This is a genomic window from Bdellovibrionota bacterium (genome assembly GCA_035292885.1).
In the GTDB taxonomy this organism is placed as follows: Bacteria; Bdellovibrionota_G; JALEGL01; order JALEGL01; family DATDPG01; genus DATDPG01.
Window position 1 is genome coordinate 1 of record DATDPG010000085.1, and the last position, 19,724, is coordinate 19,724.

Sequence of the window (19,724 nt, forward strand, 5' to 3'; positions counted from 1 at the left end):
TCGTCGGTTATCGATTCTATTCGGATCGTCCCACGGTCGGCTTCTACACGACGGATCGAGCGCTGCAGGCCCATCTTCGTGTGGAAGAGTTTCAGAAATTCGTTTTTCCCGTTTCGGGCGTGGATATTCCGAACGTCATACGAGATCGATGCGGGGACATTGCGATCTTGCCGTCCGGCCTGGCCTCCCGCTTCCAACACCTGACGGTCGTGGCGAAAGTCGAACCGCTCGTTCTGGTTTCTTCAAAAGTTCAATCGAATTAGTTCGAGTCATTTGCCGCGCGGATGTCTTTAAGAATCCGCATCACGACGCCCGTAATCATCATCTGGAGCCCCACGATGATAAAACCTGCCGCAAAAAGCAGCCAAACCCAATGCATTTCCAGGCCGCCGCCGAAGAGATATTTCCAAAAATAAAGTCCGTTGATCACTACCCCGACTCCGAAAACTCCGAGACCGTACCACCCCATCGTGTCGTACACTCGGAGCGTTCGGTTGAGTTTGTGAATCAAATGGCCGGTTTCATGCCGGCGAAAAAAAATCGAAACGATGAACCGCGCCAAAATTCCAAAGAGCATGATCTGAACGCCGGCTGTGAAGAAATACATACCCCCGATCGACCGGTAGATGTAGTCCGAAAAACGGACATGTTCTTCGGTCAATAGAGCGTATAAGGGGGTCGAAATCAGTAACCCCGCCCCCAGTTCAAGGAGAAGTCCGACCAATAAGAATACTTTGAAGGGGTTGTACATCAGAACGGTCCCTACAATGGTTTTGAGAAATCGGATTCCATCCGACGTCATGCGGAGTTTCGAGTCGCCGCTTCGCTCCGAATAGGAAATTGGAACTTCCACCACCTTAAGTTTCTCATGCACCGCTTTGGACGACATCGCGGGGGTGAAGTGAAGTCCGTCGGGCAACGGCGAAAGCTGCGGAAGAATATCCCGTCGGAAAAGCCGAATCCCGCTGGCGGTGTCGCGAACCTTCTCTCCGGACAAGAAGGACAAAAGCCCCGCAAAGAAACGGTTCCCGAGCTTCCGGAGGAAAGGCATCTTCGAGCCTTTGATTCCAAATCGAGTCCCGACCACCATGTCCGCACGCGAACTTCGCAGTGTCTTGTACATCACGATAAGCGAATCGGGCGCCAAAGTTCCGTCGGCGTCCATGAACGACAAGTGTGTGCCGGAAGCGCGCTGAAAACCTGTTTTTAGCGCGGCACCGTAGCCGCAATTCATTTCGTGCGTGACCACCTGGAGATGACCCTTCGAGGCCTTAGCGAGAGTCTCCAATTTCTCGCCGGTGCCATCGGTGGAGCCGTCGTCTACAATGATCACTTCTACGTCTGAAAGCTGAGCGTCTTTTCGAATCTGATCCCGGGCGGATAGAAGAGAGAGCACGACACGATCGATATGTTCGACCTCGTTGTACGCCGGAACGACAATCGATAATTTATCCATGGGCGGTTGCGATCCTTCGTTGACCGAGGAGGCCGGGATAGAACCCGATCAGCCAGCAGACTATACTCACGGACAAGAGAGCTGTGAATAGCGCCCCCGGGATCCAACCCTTGGAACGGAAAGCAAGTACGGCCCAACCGGAAAAAATACTTACCCCCGTCGCGGCGACGAGCCATATCGGCTTATGCCACAAGATAAAGAGAAGAATCGCACCGAGCGGAAACAGGAGTGGCAGGAGGTGAATCTTCTGACAGAACCCATGTTTCTTCACGAGTTGGGCATGGGCGAATCCGTATCGCTTCATCATCCGAAAAAAGGATCTGAATGTGGCCGGTCTTCGATGTTCCACCACTGCTGCCGGAGTGAAGAGCGCCGTGAAACCTTTTCGCTCCAGGCGCAGGTCCAGATCGAGATCTTCGCAGGGCCAGAGCGACTCATCGAATCCCCCCACGCTTTCGATCGCCGACCGGCGGTATAAGACATTACACGTCGGATTGTGCCGAACCGTACGCAGGTTTTCCGATGAATGGATGTAATCGGATATAAAACCAATGGACAAGAAAAATCTCCCAAATATTCGCTCCATTGATGGAGCATGTCGAGAAATAACTTGAACTCCGCCCACGGACGATACCGTATGAGTAAAGTATATCGTCAGCGCCCGTAACTGTTCGAGCCAATCGGGGTGAACTTGAGCATCCGCGTCCGTAAACGCAATCCATCCCCGATCCGTCGACTGAAGGGCGAGGTTCCGAGCATGCCCCGGTCCCTTCCCCCCGCCGTCCAAAACCCGGATCTTCTTTTTGTATTGAGCCAAGATCGAGCGGCTGTCATCCGTGGATCCGTCGTCCACGACGATAATTTCAGCCTCCCGTCTTGCCGCCCTTAAGAGGGAGTCGATGCATTCTTTAAGATGCGCCGCCTCGTTTTTCGCGGCGACTACTATGGCGATATCGAACAAACGAGCCGGAAGAACTTCAGTTCGATTTGAATTCGTCACGATACCAACGAATGGTTTCTTCGATTCCGTCTTCCAAGGAGTATTTCGTTCGAAAGCCGAGGACTTTTCGGGCGGCGGCACTCGATACGTATCGCCTGGGTTGACCGTCCGGTTTCGAGGAATCCCAGGCGAAAGTCCCCTTAAAACCGGTCGCATCGGCGACTACCCGAGCCAAGTCCCGAATTTTGATTTCCCTTTCCAAGCTCAGATTAAAGAATTGCCCTTCCGCTTCGGGACAATCGGCTGCGAGTAAAAGACCGGTTACGGCGTCCTTGACATAGAGGAAGTCCCGACTCGGATCTCCCGTGCCCCATAATTGCACCGTGGGTTCGTTGCGGCGGCGCGCCTCTTCACACTTCCGGATCAAAGCCGGAATTACGTGCGACGTTTCGAGGTCGAAATCGTCCCTCGGTCCGTAGAGATTCGTCGGAAAGATCGCCGTGTACCGCAGGCCGTATTGTTGGCGATAACCTTCCGCAGCCACGAGAAGAGATCGTTTCGCAACACCGTAGGGCGCGTTTGTCTCCTCCGGATAGCCGTCCCAAAGCGAACTCTCGGCAAATGGAACCGGTGCGAACTTCGGATACGCGCATATTGTGCCCAACAGAACAAAACGGCCCACGCCGGCTTTTGTCGCCGCGTCGATCGTATGAATCCCCATGAGCATGTTGTCCCGGAAGAAGTCCGCTGGGTGGGCCCGGTTTGCTCCTATTCCACCGACGGAAGCCGCCAAATGAAATACGAGGTCATAATCGGATCGAAAGAGTGTTCGGACGGAAGGTTCGTCGCGGAGATCGCATTCGGCTCGCGCGGGGGCGAAAATCTTCGTACATCCTTTGGCTCTCAAGCTCTCCAGTAAATGCGAGCCCAGAAAGCCGTGACCTCCGGTGACGAGAATCTTGGCTGTGGACCAGTTCAAACTCACTCCGGGAGTCTCTCGCCTTGCGCCTCGCAATCCGCTTTAAGCATGATCTTCACGAGTTGTCGAAAGGTCGTCTTTGGAGTCCAACCTAAGACACGTTTGGCCTTGGAAGCATCGCCGATCAGGACATCCACTTCCGTCGGCCGAAAATATTTCGGGTCGATTTCAACGTGGTCTTCCCATTTGAGCCGGGCGGCCGAAAAAGCTTCGGTCAAGAACTCACGGACCGAATGGGTCTCGCCCGTCGCCACCACGTAGTCGTCCGGCTTTTCTTGTTGAAGCATTTTCCAGGCGGCCTCCATGTACTCGGGCGCGTATCCCCAGTCCCGTTTTGCATCGATATTTCCAAGAAAGAGCTTCTTTTGTTTACCGGCCAAAATTCGTGCTATCGCCATCGTGATTTTACGTGTGACGAACGTCGGGCCGCGCCTCGGCGATTCGTGGTTGAACAAAACTCCGTTCGTGGCGTGAATTCCGTAAGCCTCCCGGTAATTCCGTGTGATCCAGTAGGCGAAAACTTTCGCCGCAGCATACGGGCTCCGGGGCTGTAACAACGATGCTTCATTCAAAATCCCACCCGGTGTGCCGCCGTACATTTCCGAACTCGACGCTTGGTAGAAGCGTGGTTTGATCCCGACGTCCCGAATCGTTTCCAAGATTCGCAGCGGGCCCATGGCATCGATGTCCGCCGTATATTCGGGAATATCGAAACTGACTCGAACGTGGCTCTGGGCGCCCAAATTATAGATTTCGTGGGGGTTTACCTTCGTCAGAAGCCGGGCAAGGAACGAGCCGTTCGCGAGATCTCCGTAATGTAACGACAACCTATGCCCGGGCTCATGCGGATCCTCGTAAATGTCCCGCAGCCGCCCCGTGTTGAACGTACTCGCCTTGCGTATGATTCCATGGACTTCGTAACCCTTCGAGAGGAGAAGCTCGGCCAGATAGGAACCGTCTTGGCCGGTGATTCCCGTAATGAGGGCCCGTCTTCCTTTGAGTGTTTCATTCACGTTAAGTATCCAATTCTGTTAGCCGTTTCGCCATGTTAGCCATCGTTCGAGCATGGTACAATATCTCTTCCCTCCGGCATTATGCAAACACCTGCACTTCGATCGAACGACACGGCAGAGCATCGTCCCAAAATACTCATGCTCAACAGCTTGGACGAACGATACGGTTCCACCTACCGGATCCGCGCATTTGAGGCCCTTCTCCGAGAATCGGGCTATGCCGTTGAATATTTGGAAGGGAAAAATTCCCCCTTGAACCGTCTCGGCAGTCTATTCAAAGCGGCCGCCAAGAATTCCTTTGATCTGCTCATAACGCAAAAATTCAACCCGGTCACACTGCCCGCAATTTGGGTGGCCCGTCTGCGAGGTAAGCCGGTTCTCGTCGATTGGGATGACTTTGATCCGGGATTGCAAGGAAGTCGTTGGAAACGATGGCTATCCTATGTATGCGAGACGATCGGACCCTATTTCGCGACGATCATTACCACGCATAGCGAAGTCATCGCCGACCGGGCGACGCGCAAGGGACGCCGCGTCGTCAACCTACCCCAGGGGTTCGACGACCGTCTCTTTTCACCCCGCCGGGAAAAGAAACGAGAGGACCGCTTGAAATGGGGATTTTCACCCAAGGATCTCGTGGTCGGCCACCTCTGTACGTTTACCGACGGAGGAATCCTCGACCTCCCGATGATTCTCGATTCTTGGGCTAAATTGAAACAGCCCGAGATCCACTTTCTTTTGATTGGTGGGGGACCCAAAGAACCTCAAGTCCTCCGAATGATCGACGAACGGGATCTTCGATCCCGCATTCGACGGACGGGATTACTCTCTCACGAGGAAGTTCCTTCCGCGCTGAACGCGATGGATGTGGGCATGGTCTTCATGCGGGACACCCCTGCGAACCATGCTAGAGTGTCGTTCAAAGTGATCGAATATTTGGCTATGAATGTTCCCGTCGTGGGACAAGCGGTGGGCGAGACAAAGCGACTCTTCGGAACCTGGATTACAGGCTCGGATGAAGCGCATCTGCCTCAAACTCTTCTTCGCGTTCTTCACGATCGTCCGGAGAACGATACGGCAAGCACCTTGCGACCGTACCGATGGTCGGCGATTCATCGTGATCTTCTCAACGTGATATCGAACTTTTCCATGGGAGAAAAAAATGTCTCTCACGTCTAGAGTCGATATCAACGTCGGCTATTCATGCAACGAACGGTGCAAATTTTGTTATTACATTCAGACCGTAAAGGATCGAACCAAAGAAAAAGATCTACCCACCGACGAGGTGAAAAAGAGAATCGCCTTTATTCGGCGCCAGGGAATCGAAACCCTGGAGTTCACGGGAGGCGAGCCGACAATTCGGAACGACCTCATCGATCTGGTTCGGTACGCGAAATCTCTCGGATTCAAGAGCATCAGCATGATCAGCAATGCCGTCCGGTTGGCTCAGCCGGACTATGCGAAGGCTTGCGTGGAGGCCGGAATTGACGATTTTCTCATTTCCATTCATGGCTCCGAGGCCAAAAGTCATGACCGTGTGACCGAAATACCCGGAAGCTTCGACAAAGCCGTTCAAGCCGTCCGTCACTTAACGAAATATCCGGTCAAGGTTCGGGCGAATTGCGTCATATCAGGACTTAACTATACGGAGGCCGTTCCGACGCTGGAGCTTTACCGTTCTCTCGGTCTTCAGACGGCGAATTTCATTTTGTTCAATCCCATCGTGGAGGCCGATTGGCGTTCGGCGCCGGAGCTGAACGTCGCGTACAGCGACGCCGCTCCTTACCTCAAATCGGCGATTGACCAGTACAAAGACAAGATCCAGAAAATCACCGTCCGCTACATCCCTCTTTGCTTGATGCAGGGTTATGAGTCGTACGTCACGAACATGCCGCAGATTCAGTACGACCCGGACGAATGGGACTACCTGATACGCACGGGTATCCGGGAAGGAAAATTCATATCGACCGCCGCGCTTTGGGTCGGAATGGCGCTCCATCCTTCGAAAAGGCGCGCCTTAAAACATGGCTGGAACACGCTCAAGCATGAGGGGATCAAGTACTTTCTTCAAATCAAGAACAAGGTGTACGGATCGGAGTGCCAAAAATGCGCTTACAAAGGCGTCTGTGACGGCGTTTGGAGAAAGTACGCCGATTGGAAGGGTTTCGGCGAGCTTCGGGCGATCCCCGGCCCGCGAATCCAGGATCCGACCCATTTCATTCGCCAGAATCCTAACTTCTTCCTGAACGAAAAGCGGAGAACGGCGGCTTGAAGGTTGCCAACCAGCTTAAAGTCCCTCTCTTCAAAGAGGGACTGAATGCCCTTAAAGTCTACCCCGGCTATAAGCTGGGTCAGGTCTGGAGCCGGCCGGTTTCCGTCAATTTTTTGATTACCTCCCGGTGCAATTCCAAGTGCATCACCTGTGACTCCTGGAAGCTGACGGATCACGACCGAGAACTCACCCTCGACGATTTTAAACGGTTGGCCGCGGAGATTGCGGAGCTCGACATTCCGATCGTCACGATCGGCGGGGGAGAACCGACACTGCGGAGCGATCTATGGGAGATCATCCGAGCGTTCAAAGAACAGGGCCGCGTCGTCCAGCTGACGACCAACGCTCTTACAATGAAGGCTGAACAGAGGAAACAGGTGTACGACAGCGGCCTGGATCGTGTCACGATCTCCGTGGACAGCCATCTCCCCCGCTTGTATCACCTAATTCGGGGAGTCGACGGCGGTCAGAAAGTTTTGGAGAATCTTCAGGCCCTTTTACGCGAACGCCCTCCGACGTTGGAAGTCGATTCCAACACCGTTCTGTGCAAGGACAACGCCGAATCATTTCTTGAAACGCTCGACTATTTGATTTCGATAGGGGTTCCGAAGGTCAACTTTTCGGCGGTCACTACCGCCGGAAATAATTATCTGATGGTTGAGCCGAAAAAGGATTTGGCCGATATTCCATCGACCCTCATTGATCGGATCATTGTGGGGCTTTTGGAGCGAAAAAAAACGAGCGATACGATTCCGGCCAGCACGACGTTCATTAAGGGACTGCGGACGTATTACGCGAATCCCACAAAAGTGGTTTTCCCTTGCTTCGCCGGCCACCTTACGCTCGACATCTTTCAGGACGGCTCGGTCCATGGTTGCGGGAATCTCCCGGCCTTCTCAAACGTTCGTGAAGCTTCGCTTCGGGAAATCTGGTGTGGCGACGCCGCCTCCCAAAATCGCACGGACATGGCCGAGGGGAGATGCACCAACTGTTATCTTTCGTGCAAAATCGAGCTGGCCATTGCCGCCAATCCCCGCCATCTCCCGAGTTTTGCCCTTGAAAAGCTCGCCGGATCCTTCTGATGGCCAAGAAAATCGCGATTTTTGGCGCCGGCATGACAGGTCTGGCGGCCGGTCGAATGCTTGTTCAAGCGGGTCATGAGGTGGATGTCTACGAAGCCTCGGATCAGATCGGAGGACTGGCCAAAACCTATCGCGATTCGGACGGGTTCGTATACGACAACGGCCCGCGATTCATCTTCTCGACGCTGGCCGAGAAAATCGGGATCGCCCATCTCTGCCAACCGGTCAAATATTACGAAGATCTGTATGTCGGGGGCCGATATTATTTGTTTCCGTTTGGGTTTATCCGAAACCCGGTTTACTGCGCTTCCGCCGGGCTCGCCACGCTGACCCGGCTATTCCATCGGAAACCTCAAAATCTGGGGGAATTTCTCCAGACCTACTACGGGCGTATTTTCTCGAGCGATGTTCTAAAGCCCCTTATTTCCAAATGGGCTGGAATTCCAACGGAGGAGGTCTCGATTGATTTTGCCTCCCGTCTCCTCCCGACGAATATCGGCTATGTCATTCACTCCCTGGTCAAGAAGCTCCGCGGCGGGGTCACGGAGGATTACTACAAAGCCGGGCGGTACATCGTCTACCCAAGAGGAAGTAATGCGGTGATTTTCGAATCGCTCGCAAGCACTCCCGGGTTGCGCGTTCATTTGCGTTCTCCGCTCGAGAAACTCAAGACGAGCGGCGATCGAATTCAGGGTGCCGTGGTCGACCAGACTCCCATTGAGGCCGATTATTATCTCAGTACGATCCCCATCAACACCCTTCCCCGCCTTCTGGACCGACCCAACTCGATCGCCCATTGGAGTCAATTCCATTATCGGGCCATTATGATTCTCTTCATTAAACTCCGGCGGGAACGCGTACTGAATCACCTGTGGACCTGGTTTCCCGAGCCCAAGTATCGGTTCTACCGAATCTCAGAGTTCAAGAACGCTCTCAAAGACCTCTCTCCGGCCGACAAAACATTGATCGCCGTCGAGTTCGCCTGCGAACACGACGACCCTCTATGGGCCGCCGATGCCCGAAAGGCCTACCGAGAGATCGAGATGGACCTTCATGACTTATATGGGATTGGAAATGGCGATGTTTTGGGATTGGATCTCCGAAAGAGCGGTTATGCGTACCCCGTCCTTCGAAAGTCGACCGAATTGGAACAGCGGGCAATTACACATCAGACCCCGTTTGTGAACTTGTTTGTCGCGGGACGAACAGGAATGTTTCAGTACCGGATGTTGGAGGGATGCTTTGAGAGCGCCATGACCTGCGTGGCGAGGATCCACGCAACGGTTGAGGGGCAAACTGAGTTGAGCCTCCCTGAGCTCATTCGGAGGGACGCGTTCGGCCGGCCGACGATTGTGCCCGAATAAAGAAAGATCCCCAGTGAATCGGCAAAAGATACTTGCTCTGGAAAAAGAGATGTTTGGAAATGTTCACGACGCCTACAAGCAAAGTGTGGCTATTGCCTGGGATTCGTCCTCCTCCTATGCAAAGGCAGTCGATCGTATCCTCTCGTTACATTTGAGCCGCTTGGATTCCAGAGCCTCCATACTCGATATCGGGGGTGCTTCGCGCTGGTGGATCCGGCGGTTCGGTCGAGAAACCCAGGCGATTGTCTTGGATCTCTCCAGCACTTTTTTGCATTCCGTCGCCGCCGAGAATCGATGGAAAATGCTGCTCGGAGCCAATTGCGAGGCTCTCCCCCTTGATTCTGCCTCATTTGATTTGGTTTTGATCCAAGGTGTCCTCCACCATGTGCCTGACCAACGTCTGGCACTGGCCGAGGCTGGAAGAATCCTGAGACCCGGCGGTACCTTGATCGTCATCGAACCCGCGAAGTGGAGTGTGGCCTTGGTGTACTACCTGATCAAGCGTCTCGTATATATCTTCTTTGGGACGTGGGGCCTTCGACGAATTTTGCGTTACTACGGCAGTCCCCATGAATCCTTCGTATCGCCCGCGATCATTCGTTGTATTCTTGGTCCACCGAGGTTCAGCGTCTACCTGACGAAGACCACGCCTTTCCGTTTTCCCTACATCGGTAAAGCCACGTCCACCCGAGTGTATCGTGCGTTGGAGAACGCGCTCAATCGAACCGTTTTCGCGCGTTGGTTTGGCAGTTACTTGTTTGCGGAGATCTCCCGCTCCTTTGTCGCACAAACCGTCAGCAAGAGAGACTGACCCAACCAGTCCAACGGTCGCAGAAGCAGAGCCTCTGACTGAAAAAGGATCTCCGACCACGCCTTTCCCGAAAGACCGATCTTGCGCAATTGCTCCTCACCGAAAACACTCGGCACCGACCGAACGCCACGAAAGCCGGCGTTCTCAAGATAAGCTGCCAACGTTTTGCGTGTGAAATAGTTGAGATGCCCGCTCTGAATCACCGAATATGAAAACCCAGGCCCGATGACCGACAAAAACACCTTTTCGAAATAGACCGACAGGAGCGAATAGTTGGGGACGATGGCCAAGAAAAGCCCCCCCTGGCGCAGCAGGGCGTGGAGGTGGCCAAGTGCCTCCCGGAGGTGAAGGACATGCTCGAGCGTATGGGCCGAATAGATCACATCAAAGTAACCGTCGCCATAATGTTTACGAATCGCGTCGAATGACGCGTACATCGGGACGCCCTCCCGCGTTCGAATCTGGTGGCACGCGTTCTCGTCTTTGTCCATGCCGACGATCTCGCCAAAGCCGAACTCCTTCGCTCTTGAAATGCAAAACCCCGTGCCGCTTCCAAATTCCAGGAAACGTAGTTCCTTCGGCGCAAGCACTGTGATGTGCGTCGCCCGATACGAACAAAACAACCGTTTCAGCTCGAAGTCGTGCATGTGGGCAGGTCTCCCCCAATGCTCGGTGAACCCGGGGTCACTGGCGTATCCGAGACTCTCCTCATCGATTTGGAACTTCGACTCCAGGTACGACATTCCGCATGCCGTACAATCGATGACGTTCAACCGACGTTCCGGATTGTAGTGATCCGAAGCAGAGCGGACCGTTTTGCGCAAACCGGTGAGATCGTTGCCACAGAGTTCGCAGGTCATGCCAGACGAATCATTTTACGATCGTACATCGGACATTTCTCGCAAAAGGCCGGAGGAACGGAATTTTTCATTTCCTGACGAAAAGCCCTATAGTCTTGACTGTCCCAAATATCGGCGAACGGTCGATCCCGGGTCGAACCAAAATTGAATTTACCGTCCCATCCGTGCCAATTGCACGGGGTGGCTAGACCGTCCGCCGTGATATAGCTGAAGAACCACGGGAGCTGGCAACGCCGCTTCCCATCCCCGGCCGAAATCTGCGCTTCCAAGTTCACGCCAAGCCTCTTGGCCGCCAGGCGGGCCTCCTCGTAGAACTGATTCCGCCTCGTCCGCTCCAAATCGATCGTCTTCGACTCGAAAGCCTTTTCAATGCCTTGGCTTCCCCAAAACATGATGTCCTGGACGACCAGCTTCGAAACCCCGAGGTCGGCCGTGAGCTGCACAAGGGCCGGCAGCTCGTGCATGTTGGCGCTCGTCAGACAATTATAAATAGTCACTTGCAGGAGACTTTTACGTTCCCGAATCAACGCTGTCAGAGCTTTCACGTTGGCAATGACTTTCTCGAAGTTAGCTCCCGCCCGCTGAACCTCGAATGACTCTTTGGTAGGCCCGTCGATCGATATATTCAGATAATCTTGACCGTTCGAGAGGATCTCTTCGCGCATTCGTTCGGTAAGCAGCGTGCCGTTCGTGAAAAAACCGCAGTAAATGCCCTTGGATTTCGCATATTGCACCATTCGGAAAAGGTCCTTGAGCATTGTTGGCTCACCGATTCCGTAGAGAATCAGTTTCGCGACAAACTCAAACTGATCGATGAAAGTCTTGAACATGTCGAAGTCCATGTCTGTGCCAACGCCCAGCTTTTCGGCATGTATGCAGCTCGGGCAACGGAGATTGCACCGGGAGGTCGTCTCCATGTGAAGGATTACGGGAAGCTGGGAGGGTTTGAGCGGCTCGAAGAGTTGATTCCATTTCGCCCGAAAGATCGGTCGAAGGGCCCGGAAACCATGATTTTTCCAAGCGCTGGAAAGGATCGCTAGATTCTCGCGCAAATAAACGCGTTTAAGGACGGCGTTCATGGTTCAGGGAAAAGGGGGCTCACGTATTGTTTTACGATATCGTCCCAATCGTGACGCTCTTCGACCCTCCGGCGAGCGCTGATTCCCATCGTCACGCGCTTTGATTCGTCATCGAGCAAAAGCTTGAGCTTCTCGGCGAGGTCGTCGGCATTCCCTGGGGCGAAATGGTAACCTTCGATACCATCTTCGAAGATGTCCGCCAAACCTCCGATCCGGCTCGCTACGACGGGCAAGCCTGCCGCCATCGCCTCAAGAGTCACCATGCCGAACGGTTCCGGCCAAAGAGAGGGAATGACAACAATATCGCATTGACTGTAGAGGTCCGGCATTTCGGAGTGGGACCTCCAGGGGATTGAACGAATTCCCGGCGCCCCTTTGAAATGGGAATCGGTCGTCCATATTTCAAAGTCCGATCGCGAGCGACGCAAGCATTCCGCCGCCGCGACCGCGACGGCGAAGCCCTTCCTCTTTTCCTCCGTTCTTCCTGGCACCAAAATCACCTTTTTCCCTTCGAAACCGCCATTTGTGCTATGGCGCGGCGTAAACCGACGGACGTCCACGCCCCCCGGCACGATCCTCACTTCCCTCGCGAAAGGCGAAACCCGATCCGCCGTGGATCGGTTATAAACCAGAACCACCCGGCTTGCATGCAGACTTTCGATGACCCGTTCGCGATAACTCGGAAGAAAAGCCCGCGCGGCAAAAAATTCGTGCAGCCACGTCGGACTCGGGTAGGAAACATAAAAGCCGAGCGTACAAACGTCACAGCGCAAATGCGTAAGAGCACCGTCCCGGAGGTAGTCTTTCTCGCATGCCTTTCCCCATCGATAAAGGAAGCCGTCGGCTTTGATGCATAGCATCTCATGGGCGTAGATGCGAACGACGGGTTTGAAGTCCTTGAGAGCTAGGGCGAGATAGGGCTTCAAGTACCAGGACTGCGTGATCCAGACATGGTCCGGTTTCCAGGCTTCGATCGCCGATTTAAATCGCGGTCCGATCCCCTTCGCGGAGAAAGAAAGCGGCCCGAACGGCACCAGCTCGATTTCCACCCCTACCGGTTCCCGAATCCTGCCCTTCCAGAAAAAACGGGTCCGATCGAGCGGCCAGCGAAACCTTTTGGAACCCACTCGGAGCCAGTCTTCCATGGTAGCTGCGAAGATCTTGACGTTATTATCCCTCGCCAGGCGAACGGCACATTCTCGAACATCCGTCTGAGCCCCCCCATCGGGCGGCCAATTGAAACAACTGTCCACGATCGCGATCCGCGCCACGCTTTATGATAACATGCCGCCCCCGGACGCGAATGGCGGTTCTTCTTTTAAACCCTCCCAACCCAAAAGGGTTCCAGGCCAACCGCGACTTCATGGGAAACTACGGGATGCTCAACACGCGCCCCGGCATCGTGTTGCCTCCGCTTCATCTCATACAGATGGGCGGAACCGTACCCGCCGAAGAGGTTTTTTTTCTGGACGCGGCCGCCGAAGGCCTCTCGCTGGATGAGACACGGGAACGGATACGAAATCGACCTCCAGATATTTCGATCGTTTTGACGTCGACCCCGACCTTCGACGAAGACTGCCAAATGGCCCGTTGGCTTAAGTCGATATCGCTGAAGCCGGTTTATTTGTACGGCCCCCATCCCGCCCATGTGCAGGACGAAGCCTTTGAAAAAAGCGACGCAGACGGCATCGTCGTCGGCTACACTCCCAAGACCCTTCCCGCGCTTCTGGCGGGACCCAAACCAGCCCTGGAAGAGATCATCTATCCGGGGCACCGAAAGGATCCCCCGCCCGTCGCCCCCGCTTTCAACTTGGACGACCTCCCCTATGGTTGCTGGGAGAAGGCGCCGCTTTATCGATATCGATTCAACCTCCACGAACCGATCCCCTTTGCTACCATGCGCACCTCTCTCGGCTGTGTTTATACATGCGCCTATTGCCCGTATGTCGTCGCTGAGGGAAACCGGTTTCTGGCGATGTCGTCCGATCGGATTTACTCCGAAATGGAGTACCTCTCATCGAAGTTTGGCGTTCGCTATATTCTGTTTCGCGATCTTCTCTTCACAGCCCAAAAAAAAAGAATCGAGCTCCTCTGCCAAAGACTGATCGAGCATCCCCTGCCGCTGAAGTGGCGGTGCGAAACATCAACACAGCACTTGACTTCCAACCTCGTAAGTTTGCTCGCACGTGCCGGTTGCACCGGAATCAACCTCGGGGTGGAGACTATCGATGACCTCTCCGCCTCCGAAATGGACCTGATCTCAAAACGAAGGGACCTCGACCATCTACAGGCCATGTTTCGTTCCTGCCGCGAGCACGGCATCAAGGCGAATGCGCTTTTCGTGTTCGGCTTTCCTGCGGATCAGCGGAGCGGCATTCTCAAAACGATCGCCTTCGCGAAAAATCTCGACGCCGATACGGTGCAGTTCTGTGCAGCTGTGCCCTACCCCGGGACGCAACTATTTCGCCTGGCAACGCAGGAGGGTCTGATTGAAACGTCGAAATGGGAGGATTACTCTTCGCTGCGACCCGTCATGCACACCCGACACCTTGCAAAAAAGGACGTCCAAGAACTCATTCGCTCCGGTCTTCGATCTTTTTATTTGAAGCCGACCCGAATTAAACGCCTTGCCGGACACCCTGCGGATTTGTTGCGTCGAACCAAGGCGTTCGTAAATTTCTATTTACGACGTTGATACAACTTCGCGCGGAATTGACCCTATCATGAAATATCTCATTACAGGGGCGAGCGGGTTGATCGGTGGGGCGCTCCTCCGGGAACTTGTTGCGAATCAGCACGACGTGGTAGCCGTCAGCCGACACCCGCCGGTGGGCGCTCAAGACGTTGTTTGGCATAAAGGCGACATCACCAAGCCGGAATCTCTGGCTCCTGCTTTCAGCGAGAGCTACGACGTACTGATTCACCTTGCCGGGCTCGTGTCTGCGGACGGCCGAAACAGAGAGGAGCTTTTTGCGGTAAATGGCCAGGGCACTCGCAATGTTTTTGAGTGGGCGCTCAAAGCGAAGATCCGCCGATGTCTGCAAGTCAGTTCAACGGCGGCGATCGGACCTGCTCCATATGGACGCATCGCCGACGAGACCACGCCCTTCAGCTGGTCGCCGGATAAATTTGCGTATCATGCGTCGAAGCACGAAGGAGAAAAAATCGCACTTGAGTATGTGCTGAAAGGACTGGATGTGGTCGTTGTGAATCCGGCATTCGTTTACAGCGAGAAGGACGATCACACGCCTGCGAGGGACTTGTTACGAAAGATTCGCGACCGCAGGCTACCCCTTTATCCACCCGGGGGAATGTGCAACGTCTGGGTTGGCGACGTCGTCAAAGGCATGACACGAGCTGTGGAACGCGGTCGCACGGGAGAAAGGTATATTTTGGGAGGTGAGAACCTACTCCATCGAGATTCATATGGCATCATGGCCGAGGCTCTTGGGGCCGTAATTCCCCGAATCCCAGTGGGTGTGGCAGCGCTCTATGTGTACGCCCTTACTTCCGAGATCGGGGCGCGACTTATGCGCCAGAAGCCTCGCTTCTGCCTATCCTGGGCCCGCGCCTCAAACCACACCTACTTCTACTCTTCCGAGAAGGCCGCCCGTGAACTCGCATATGCTCCTCTTGACTTCCGCAGCACGATTCAGCGCGTCGTTCCCGCCATGTTAAATGCTCGGCTCCTATGACCCCTCCGAATATCACGGTCGCCATCTGCACTCGAAACCGTGCAAGGATGCTGGATGGCGCAATAGAGAGTCTTTTGCGTCAGTCCATCAGCCCAAACGCATACGAGATCCTCATCGTCGACAATAATTCTATCGACCAAACCGAACAAATCTCGGCACAGTGGATGACTCGAACCAGCGGGCTTGTCCGATATACCCAACAGCCGGTCCCCGGGTTGAGCGCATCCCGAAATCATGCCATTGAGCGCGCATACGGCTCCATCCTCGCATTTATAGATGACGATGCCCGGCCTGTGCCCGATTGGCTCACTCACATCAAGAACTGTTTTGAGCAAGACGCTAAGTGCGTAGGTGTTGGCGGATCGATCGTACTGAGTTGGCTAAGCAGCCGCCCGTCTTGGTTGCGGAAGCAGGAAGAGTACTTCTACGCCGCACACGATTTGGGATCGGAAGCTCGATTGATGCGATTCCCCGAATTTGCAATGGGTACGAACATGGCTTTTCAAACCTCCGCCCTAAAGCATATAGGAGGGTTTCCGACGAATTTCGGATACAATTCGGCCGCCGGTACGATCTTGCCCAATGAGGAGCTCTTCGTCTCTTACTCCCTCCACCAAACTGGAAGTCACATGTGGTATCTGCCCCAAGCGCGAGTCCAGCATTTGATTGACAACGAGAGAGCGTCGGTCGATTGGTTCCTCCGGCGAGCGGGCGCGCAGGGGACCGCCGATGCAAGACTCGTCAAGAGCTTTCGTCGCTACGGGGTATTGCGACTGAATTTAACGTTATGGTTACGCCGCGTCGCCCTCGAACGCGCTCGTCTTCGGCTGCGCCTCTGTCGTCAAACCGGCGACACTCCGACCAAAGTGCTCTTCAATGTGAAGCTCCGTTACAATCAAGGCTTTTTGGACGAATGGCGCTGACTCCGATCAGGGTACGACGCAAAAGCGAATATGTTGGTTCCTTTACGAAGACAATCCGAAAGGATGCGAAGCGCTGGAGAATGCGCCTTTCCAGCCGGGGCCGAAACTCCACGATAGTTCGTCAGCACGCAGGGCAAGAACCCGTTGCTCTATGTTACTAACGTCTGGAATCTTCTCGGCGTGCGAAGATTTCACGCAGCGATTTTGCTGAGTTGATTGGCGTCCGCGTTCCGAGCGGCGATGAGCGCGGAAATAATTCGTCGTCCTTTATCCGTGAGCTGATAGCGGTGGGTGGAATGAAACCGGTCGCTCAAGTTCCTATGTGGATCATGTATCTGTATGCGATTGCGGGAGAGTGCGAAGGGAGGCTCTTCGGACGATTGCCTCGCTTTTCGTTACTATGGGCGCGATCCGCAAACCATTTTCATTTTTACAGTTCGGACAAGGCTAGGCGGGAACTTGACTACAATCCGATTGATTTCCGCGCAATGATCCAGCGAACGGCAGATGCGTTAACACGGGATAAAATGTTGTGACACGGATGTTTCTGACGGTTGCCATCTGTACCTTCAATCGTGCAAAGGAATTAAGCCGAGCTGTGGAGAGTGTCCTTCAACAAGATTTTCCCAAAGATAGTTACGAAATCCTCATCGTAGATAACCATTCCACCGATCAGACCGCGGAACTTGGCCAGGGGTTGGAAGGAGCGCATCGGGGTCTGGTACGCTATTTTTATCAACCGGTGCCAGGACTCTCCGTCAGCCGGAATGCGGCCGCTCAGAACGCAAAAGGCGATATCGTTATCTATTTAGACGACGACGCGGTACCGCACCCGGAGTGGCTTCTGACATACCAGAACATTTTTTCTGCGCATCCAAATTGTTTCGGAGCTGGCGGTACGATCCGTCTGATATGGGAAAATGAAAGGCCCCTTTGGCTTCGTAACGAGGACGAAGCGCTTTATACCGCGTACGATTTAGGGAGAATCGAGCGCCGGATGTCCCCTCCGGAGTTTCCAAGGGGCGCGAATATGGCATGGCGAAAGAATATCCTGCTGAAGCTCGGCGGATTTCATCCGGACACGGGTTACGACGCCTCAAAGAACGCGCTCGTATCCAACGAAGAAAAATACATGGCCTACCTTGTCTATAACCGCGGAGGGGAGATTTGGTTTGCACCGAGTGCGACCGTGGATCACCGGATCGATCAGACAAGAGCAACCCCCTCCTATTTTCTTCGAAGAGTCTATTTTCAGGGTGTCGCGGACGCTCGTTTTAGTAAATTCATTTTCAGGCGTACGGCGCCGTGGAAGATACTCCGCCGTATGATTCACAAGATGGCTTTTTGGCGCGCAACGGCCATGCTCCGCTGGATTCCTGAATCGGAGGAACACCCCGAGTACGTCCTTTACCGGGCCAAAGAAGAATATAATCGCGGCTATCTAAGTGAACTGAATTGACCGTAATGAAAGAGATCGTTCTCGAAAATCAACGGCTCCGAGTCGCCGTGCTTCCGGAGGCGGGAGGCCGGATTGAATCCTTCGTCGACAAGTGTTCCGGGCGGGACTGGATCTGGAGAAACGCCCGGCTAAAACCGCAGGCCCATCCCCTTTTCACATCGTACGACGACGTTTGGGCGGGCGGCATCGAGGAACTCTTTCCCAACGATCTTGAACAGAAGATCGGTTCCTACCGCCTCCCGGATCATGGCGAACTTTGGTCTCAACCCTGGCGCTTGCTGGAGACAGACGGCTCAAGATTAACACTGAGCATTCGAACGCAGGTTTACCCATGTACGGTGCAAAAGCGACTCATCTTGCAGGAATCATGTCTGACGATTTCATATACTTTGGAGAACATCGGAAACGAGTCGTTGCCATATCTCTTTAAGCTACATCCGGCTTTCGCCGTCACCTCCACGGACATTTTATGGCTTCCGGGTGGAGAGTTTTCGCGCGTGGACTCACAATTCTCGACGATGATCCGACAAGACGGATGGTTTCGATGGCCTGGAGAAGAGCAAATCGACCAGTGCAGAGGCCCTGCGTCGCAGCTGCGTGAGTTCGTCTACGTCCGGAATTTGCCCGAAGGTCTGTGTGGCGTAAAAGACCCCACGACCGGGCGATCGGTTCGCATCCGGTTTCCGATCGATGTCCTTCCCTATTGCTGGGTCTTCATGACCTATGGCGGATGGCGCGGCCACCAGGTGGTGGTTCTGGAGCCTTGCACGACCTATCCCAAGGATTTGAACGAAGCGATTCGGCGCCGCTCGACTCCTTTTTTGGAACCGGGAGGCGTGCGAAAGTTCGACGTGCGGTTTGACGTGGGGGCTGCGGAATGAAAACTCCCAAGGTTTCCGTCATCATCCGATGCTTTAACGAAGCCCATCACATCGAGAAGCTCCTTTCGGAACTGGCGCGACAAAGTTACCGACATTTTGAGATCCTCGTCGTCGACAGCGGTTCAACGGATCAAACCGTGGAGCTGGCGGGCAAATATTCTTGTCGAATCCTCCATATCGAGCGCCGGAAGTTCTCGTTCGGAGCCTCACTGAACCTGGGCTGTCGCAACGCCCAGGGCGAAATCATCTGCACGATCAGCGCCCACGCATACCCCTCGGATCGCGAATGGCTGAAACATCTCATAGCGCCTTTTTCGGACGCTCAAATCGGCGTGGCTTACGGGAGACAGCGCGGCGCTGAATCCACGAAATTCAGCGAGCATCGGATTTTCCGGAAATGGTTTCCGGAGGAGGCGGCCCCCTCGGCCAACGGGCCTTTTTGCAACAATGCGAATTGCGCGGTCCGCCGTTCCGTGTGGAAGGAGCTGCTCTATGATGAGAGCCTTACCGGCTTGGAGGATATTGAGTTCGCCCAGCGAGTCATTCAACGAGGTCTCAAAGTGCGATACGTCCCCTCGGCCTCGGTCGTTCACGTCCATGAGGAGGCGTGGATCCAAATATTCAATCGGTACCGCAGGGAGGCGATCGCCTTGCAGCGCATTTATCCGAACGAGCATTTCAACGTCGGGGACCTCTTCCGCTTATGGACATCCAATGTCGGGTCGGATTGTTCGGAGGCTTCTGCCCGAGGGTTATTTCCGCGCGAAGCCTGGAGTATTTTGAAGTTCCGGTCCGCGCAGTTCCTCGGCACTTTTCGTGGATTTCACCAGCGCAAGCCGGTAGATTCCGAACTCAAACGTCATCTTTTTTATCCGGACGAACCTTGATCCAGAAACTGCCAGCCCTTTTA

At 54.3% G+C, this 19,724-nt stretch carries 19 protein-coding genes; 12 read left to right on the forward strand and 7 right to left on the reverse strand.

Annotated features, from left to right (window positions below; translation table 11 throughout):
• On the forward strand, positions 1-263 hold a 263-nt coding region (locus VI895_06800), incomplete at its 5' end, for a hypothetical protein (protein ID HLG19510.1).
• Here the strand turns inward: VI895_06800 and VI895_06805 are convergent.
• Genes VI895_06805 through gmd form a run of 4 tightly spaced genes read right to left on the reverse strand, consistent with a single transcriptional unit; the run spans position 260 to position 4,388 of the window.
• A complete protein-coding gene (locus tag VI895_06805) occupies positions 260-1,456 on the reverse strand; it encodes a glycosyltransferase family 2 protein (GenBank protein HLG19511.1) in 1,197 nt (398 codons plus the stop codon). The two genes, VI895_06800 and VI895_06805, sit on opposite strands and share 4 nt — an antisense overlap.
• Positions 1,449-2,456, reverse strand: a complete 1,008-nt coding sequence (locus VI895_06810; GenBank protein ID HLG19512.1) for a glycosyltransferase — start codon at positions 2,454-2,456, stop codon at positions 1,449-1,451. Before VI895_06810 ends, VI895_06805 begins: the two co-directional genes overlap by 8 nt.
• Positions 2,434-3,381: a GDP-L-fucose synthase gene (locus tag VI895_06815; GenBank protein ID HLG19513.1), complete on the reverse strand. Its 948-nt coding sequence runs from the start codon at positions 3,379-3,381 to the stop codon at positions 2,434-2,436. Before VI895_06815 ends, VI895_06810 begins: the two co-directional genes overlap by 23 nt.
• Positions 3,378-4,388 carry a GDP-mannose 4,6-dehydratase gene (gmd, locus tag VI895_06820; GenBank protein ID HLG19514.1) on the reverse strand — a complete coding sequence of 337 codons (1,011 nt, stop codon included), beginning with the start codon at positions 4,386-4,388 and terminating at the stop codon, positions 3,378-3,380. Before gmd ends, VI895_06815 begins: the two co-directional genes overlap by 4 nt.
• Before the next feature lie 81 nt (positions 4,389-4,469).
• Between gmd and VI895_06825 the strand changes: the two genes are divergently transcribed.
• The 5 genes from VI895_06825 to VI895_06845 are packed head-to-tail and all read left to right on the forward strand — an operon-like array spanning position 4,470 to position 9,917.
• The gene (locus VI895_06825; GenBank protein ID HLG19515.1) at positions 4,470-5,567 is read left to right on the forward strand and encodes a glycosyltransferase; all 1,098 of its coding nucleotides are present in this window, start codon (positions 4,470-4,472) and stop codon (positions 5,565-5,567) included.
• Positions 5,551-6,660: a radical SAM protein gene (locus tag VI895_06830; GenBank protein ID HLG19516.1), complete on the forward strand. Its 1,110-nt coding sequence runs from the start codon at positions 5,551-5,553 to the stop codon at positions 6,658-6,660. Before VI895_06825 ends, VI895_06830 begins: the two co-directional genes overlap by 17 nt.
• On the forward strand, positions 6,657-7,742 hold the full coding sequence (locus tag VI895_06835) for a radical SAM protein (GenBank protein HLG19517.1): 1,086 nt from the start codon (positions 6,657-6,659) through the stop codon (positions 7,740-7,742). The genes VI895_06830 and VI895_06835 overlap by 4 nt, the downstream gene beginning before the upstream one ends.
• Entirely contained in the window at positions 7,742-9,106 is a 1,365-nt protein-coding gene (locus tag VI895_06840; GenBank protein HLG19518.1) for an FAD-dependent oxidoreductase, read from the forward strand. Before VI895_06835 ends, VI895_06840 begins: the two co-directional genes overlap by 1 nt.
• A 13-nt stretch (positions 9,107-9,119) precedes the next feature.
• A complete protein-coding gene (locus VI895_06845) occupies positions 9,120-9,917 on the forward strand; it encodes a class I SAM-dependent methyltransferase (GenBank protein ID HLG19519.1) in 798 nt (265 codons plus the stop codon).
• Here VI895_06845 and VI895_06850 read toward each other — a convergent pair.
• From VI895_06850 to VI895_06860, 3 genes are read right to left on the reverse strand one after another with little or no spacing between them, the layout of a single operon-like run.
• A complete protein-coding gene (locus VI895_06850; GenBank protein HLG19520.1) occupies positions 9,857-10,777 on the reverse strand; it encodes a class I SAM-dependent methyltransferase in 921 nt (306 codons plus the stop codon). The genes VI895_06845 and VI895_06850 overlap by 61 nt on opposite strands.
• On the reverse strand, positions 10,774-11,856 hold the full coding sequence (locus tag VI895_06855) for a radical SAM protein (protein HLG19521.1): 1,083 nt from the start codon (positions 11,854-11,856) through the stop codon (positions 10,774-10,776). The genes VI895_06850 and VI895_06855 overlap by 4 nt, the downstream gene beginning before the upstream one ends.
• Positions 11,853-13,127 carry a glycosyltransferase family 4 protein gene (locus tag VI895_06860; GenBank protein ID HLG19522.1) on the reverse strand — a complete coding sequence of 425 codons (1,275 nt, stop codon included), beginning with the start codon at positions 13,125-13,127 and terminating at the stop codon, positions 11,853-11,855. Before VI895_06860 ends, VI895_06855 begins: the two co-directional genes overlap by 4 nt.
• 32 nt (positions 13,128-13,159) lie before the next feature.
• On the opposite strand from VI895_06860, the gene VI895_06865 reads away from it, so the two are divergent.
• The 6 genes from VI895_06865 (at position 13,160) to VI895_06890 (ending at position 19,701) form a co-directional block, all read left to right on the forward strand.
• Positions 13,160-14,551, forward strand: a complete 1,392-nt coding sequence (locus VI895_06865) for a radical SAM protein (GenBank protein ID HLG19523.1) — start codon at positions 13,160-13,162, stop codon at positions 14,549-14,551.
• Positions 14,552-14,579: 28 nt separating this feature from the next.
• Positions 14,580-15,551: an NAD-dependent epimerase/dehydratase family protein gene (locus VI895_06870; protein ID HLG19524.1), complete on the forward strand. Its 972-nt coding sequence runs from the start codon at positions 14,580-14,582 to the stop codon at positions 15,549-15,551.
• Entirely contained in the window at positions 15,548-16,474 is a 927-nt protein-coding gene (locus VI895_06875) for a glycosyltransferase family A protein (protein HLG19525.1), read from the forward strand. The genes VI895_06870 and VI895_06875 overlap by 4 nt, the downstream gene beginning before the upstream one ends.
• 541 nt (positions 16,475-17,015) lie before the next feature.
• Complete coding sequence (locus tag VI895_06880; protein ID HLG19526.1) at positions 17,016-17,933, forward strand: glycosyltransferase; 918 nt, start codon at positions 17,016-17,018, stop codon at positions 17,931-17,933.
• 5 nt (positions 17,934-17,938) lie between these two features.
• Entirely contained in the window at positions 17,939-18,814 is an 876-nt protein-coding gene (locus tag VI895_06885; protein HLG19527.1) for a DUF5107 domain-containing protein, read from the forward strand.
• A complete protein-coding gene (locus tag VI895_06890) occupies positions 18,811-19,701 on the forward strand; it encodes a glycosyltransferase (GenBank protein HLG19528.1) in 891 nt (296 codons plus the stop codon). The genes VI895_06885 and VI895_06890 overlap by 4 nt, the downstream gene beginning before the upstream one ends.
• Positions 19,702-19,724: the final 23 nt, after the last annotated feature.

Bases quoted from the DNA above. Each gene is read 5' to 3' on its own strand.
- VI895_06805 (HLG19511.1), bottom strand. From the start codon at position 1,456: ATGGATAAATTATCGATTGTCGTTCCGGCGTACAACGAGGTCGAACAT.
- VI895_06825 (HLG19515.1), top strand. From the start codon at position 4,470: ATGCAAACACCTGCACTTCGATCGAACGACACGGCAGAGCATCGTCCC.
- VI895_06830 (HLG19516.1), top strand. From the start codon at position 5,551: ATGTCTCTCACGTCTAGAGTCGATATCAACGTCGGCTATTCATGCAAC.
- VI895_06840 (HLG19518.1), top strand. From the start codon at position 7,742: ATGGCCAAGAAAATCGCGATTTTTGGCGCCGGCATGACAGGTCTGGCG.
- VI895_06850 (HLG19520.1), bottom strand. From the start codon at position 10,777: ATGACCTGCGAACTCTGTGGCAACGATCTCACCGGTTTGCGCAAAACG.
- VI895_06855 (HLG19521.1), bottom strand. From the start codon at position 11,856: ATGAACGCCGTCCTTAAACGCGTTTATTTGCGCGAGAATCTAGCGATC.
- VI895_06865 (HLG19523.1), top strand. From the start codon at position 13,160: ATGGCGGTTCTTCTTTTAAACCCTCCCAACCCAAAAGGGTTCCAGGCC.
- VI895_06870 (HLG19524.1), top strand. From the start codon at position 14,580: ATGAAATATCTCATTACAGGGGCGAGCGGGTTGATCGGTGGGGCGCTC.
- VI895_06875 (HLG19525.1), top strand. From the start codon at position 15,548: ATGACCCCTCCGAATATCACGGTCGCCATCTGCACTCGAAACCGTGCA.
- VI895_06880 (HLG19526.1), top strand. From the start codon at position 17,016: ATGTTTCTGACGGTTGCCATCTGTACCTTCAATCGTGCAAAGGAATTA.
- VI895_06885 (HLG19527.1), top strand. From the start codon at position 17,939: ATGAAAGAGATCGTTCTCGAAAATCAACGGCTCCGAGTCGCCGTGCTT.
- VI895_06890 (HLG19528.1), top strand. From the start codon at position 18,811: ATGAAAACTCCCAAGGTTTCCGTCATCATCCGATGCTTTAACGAAGCC.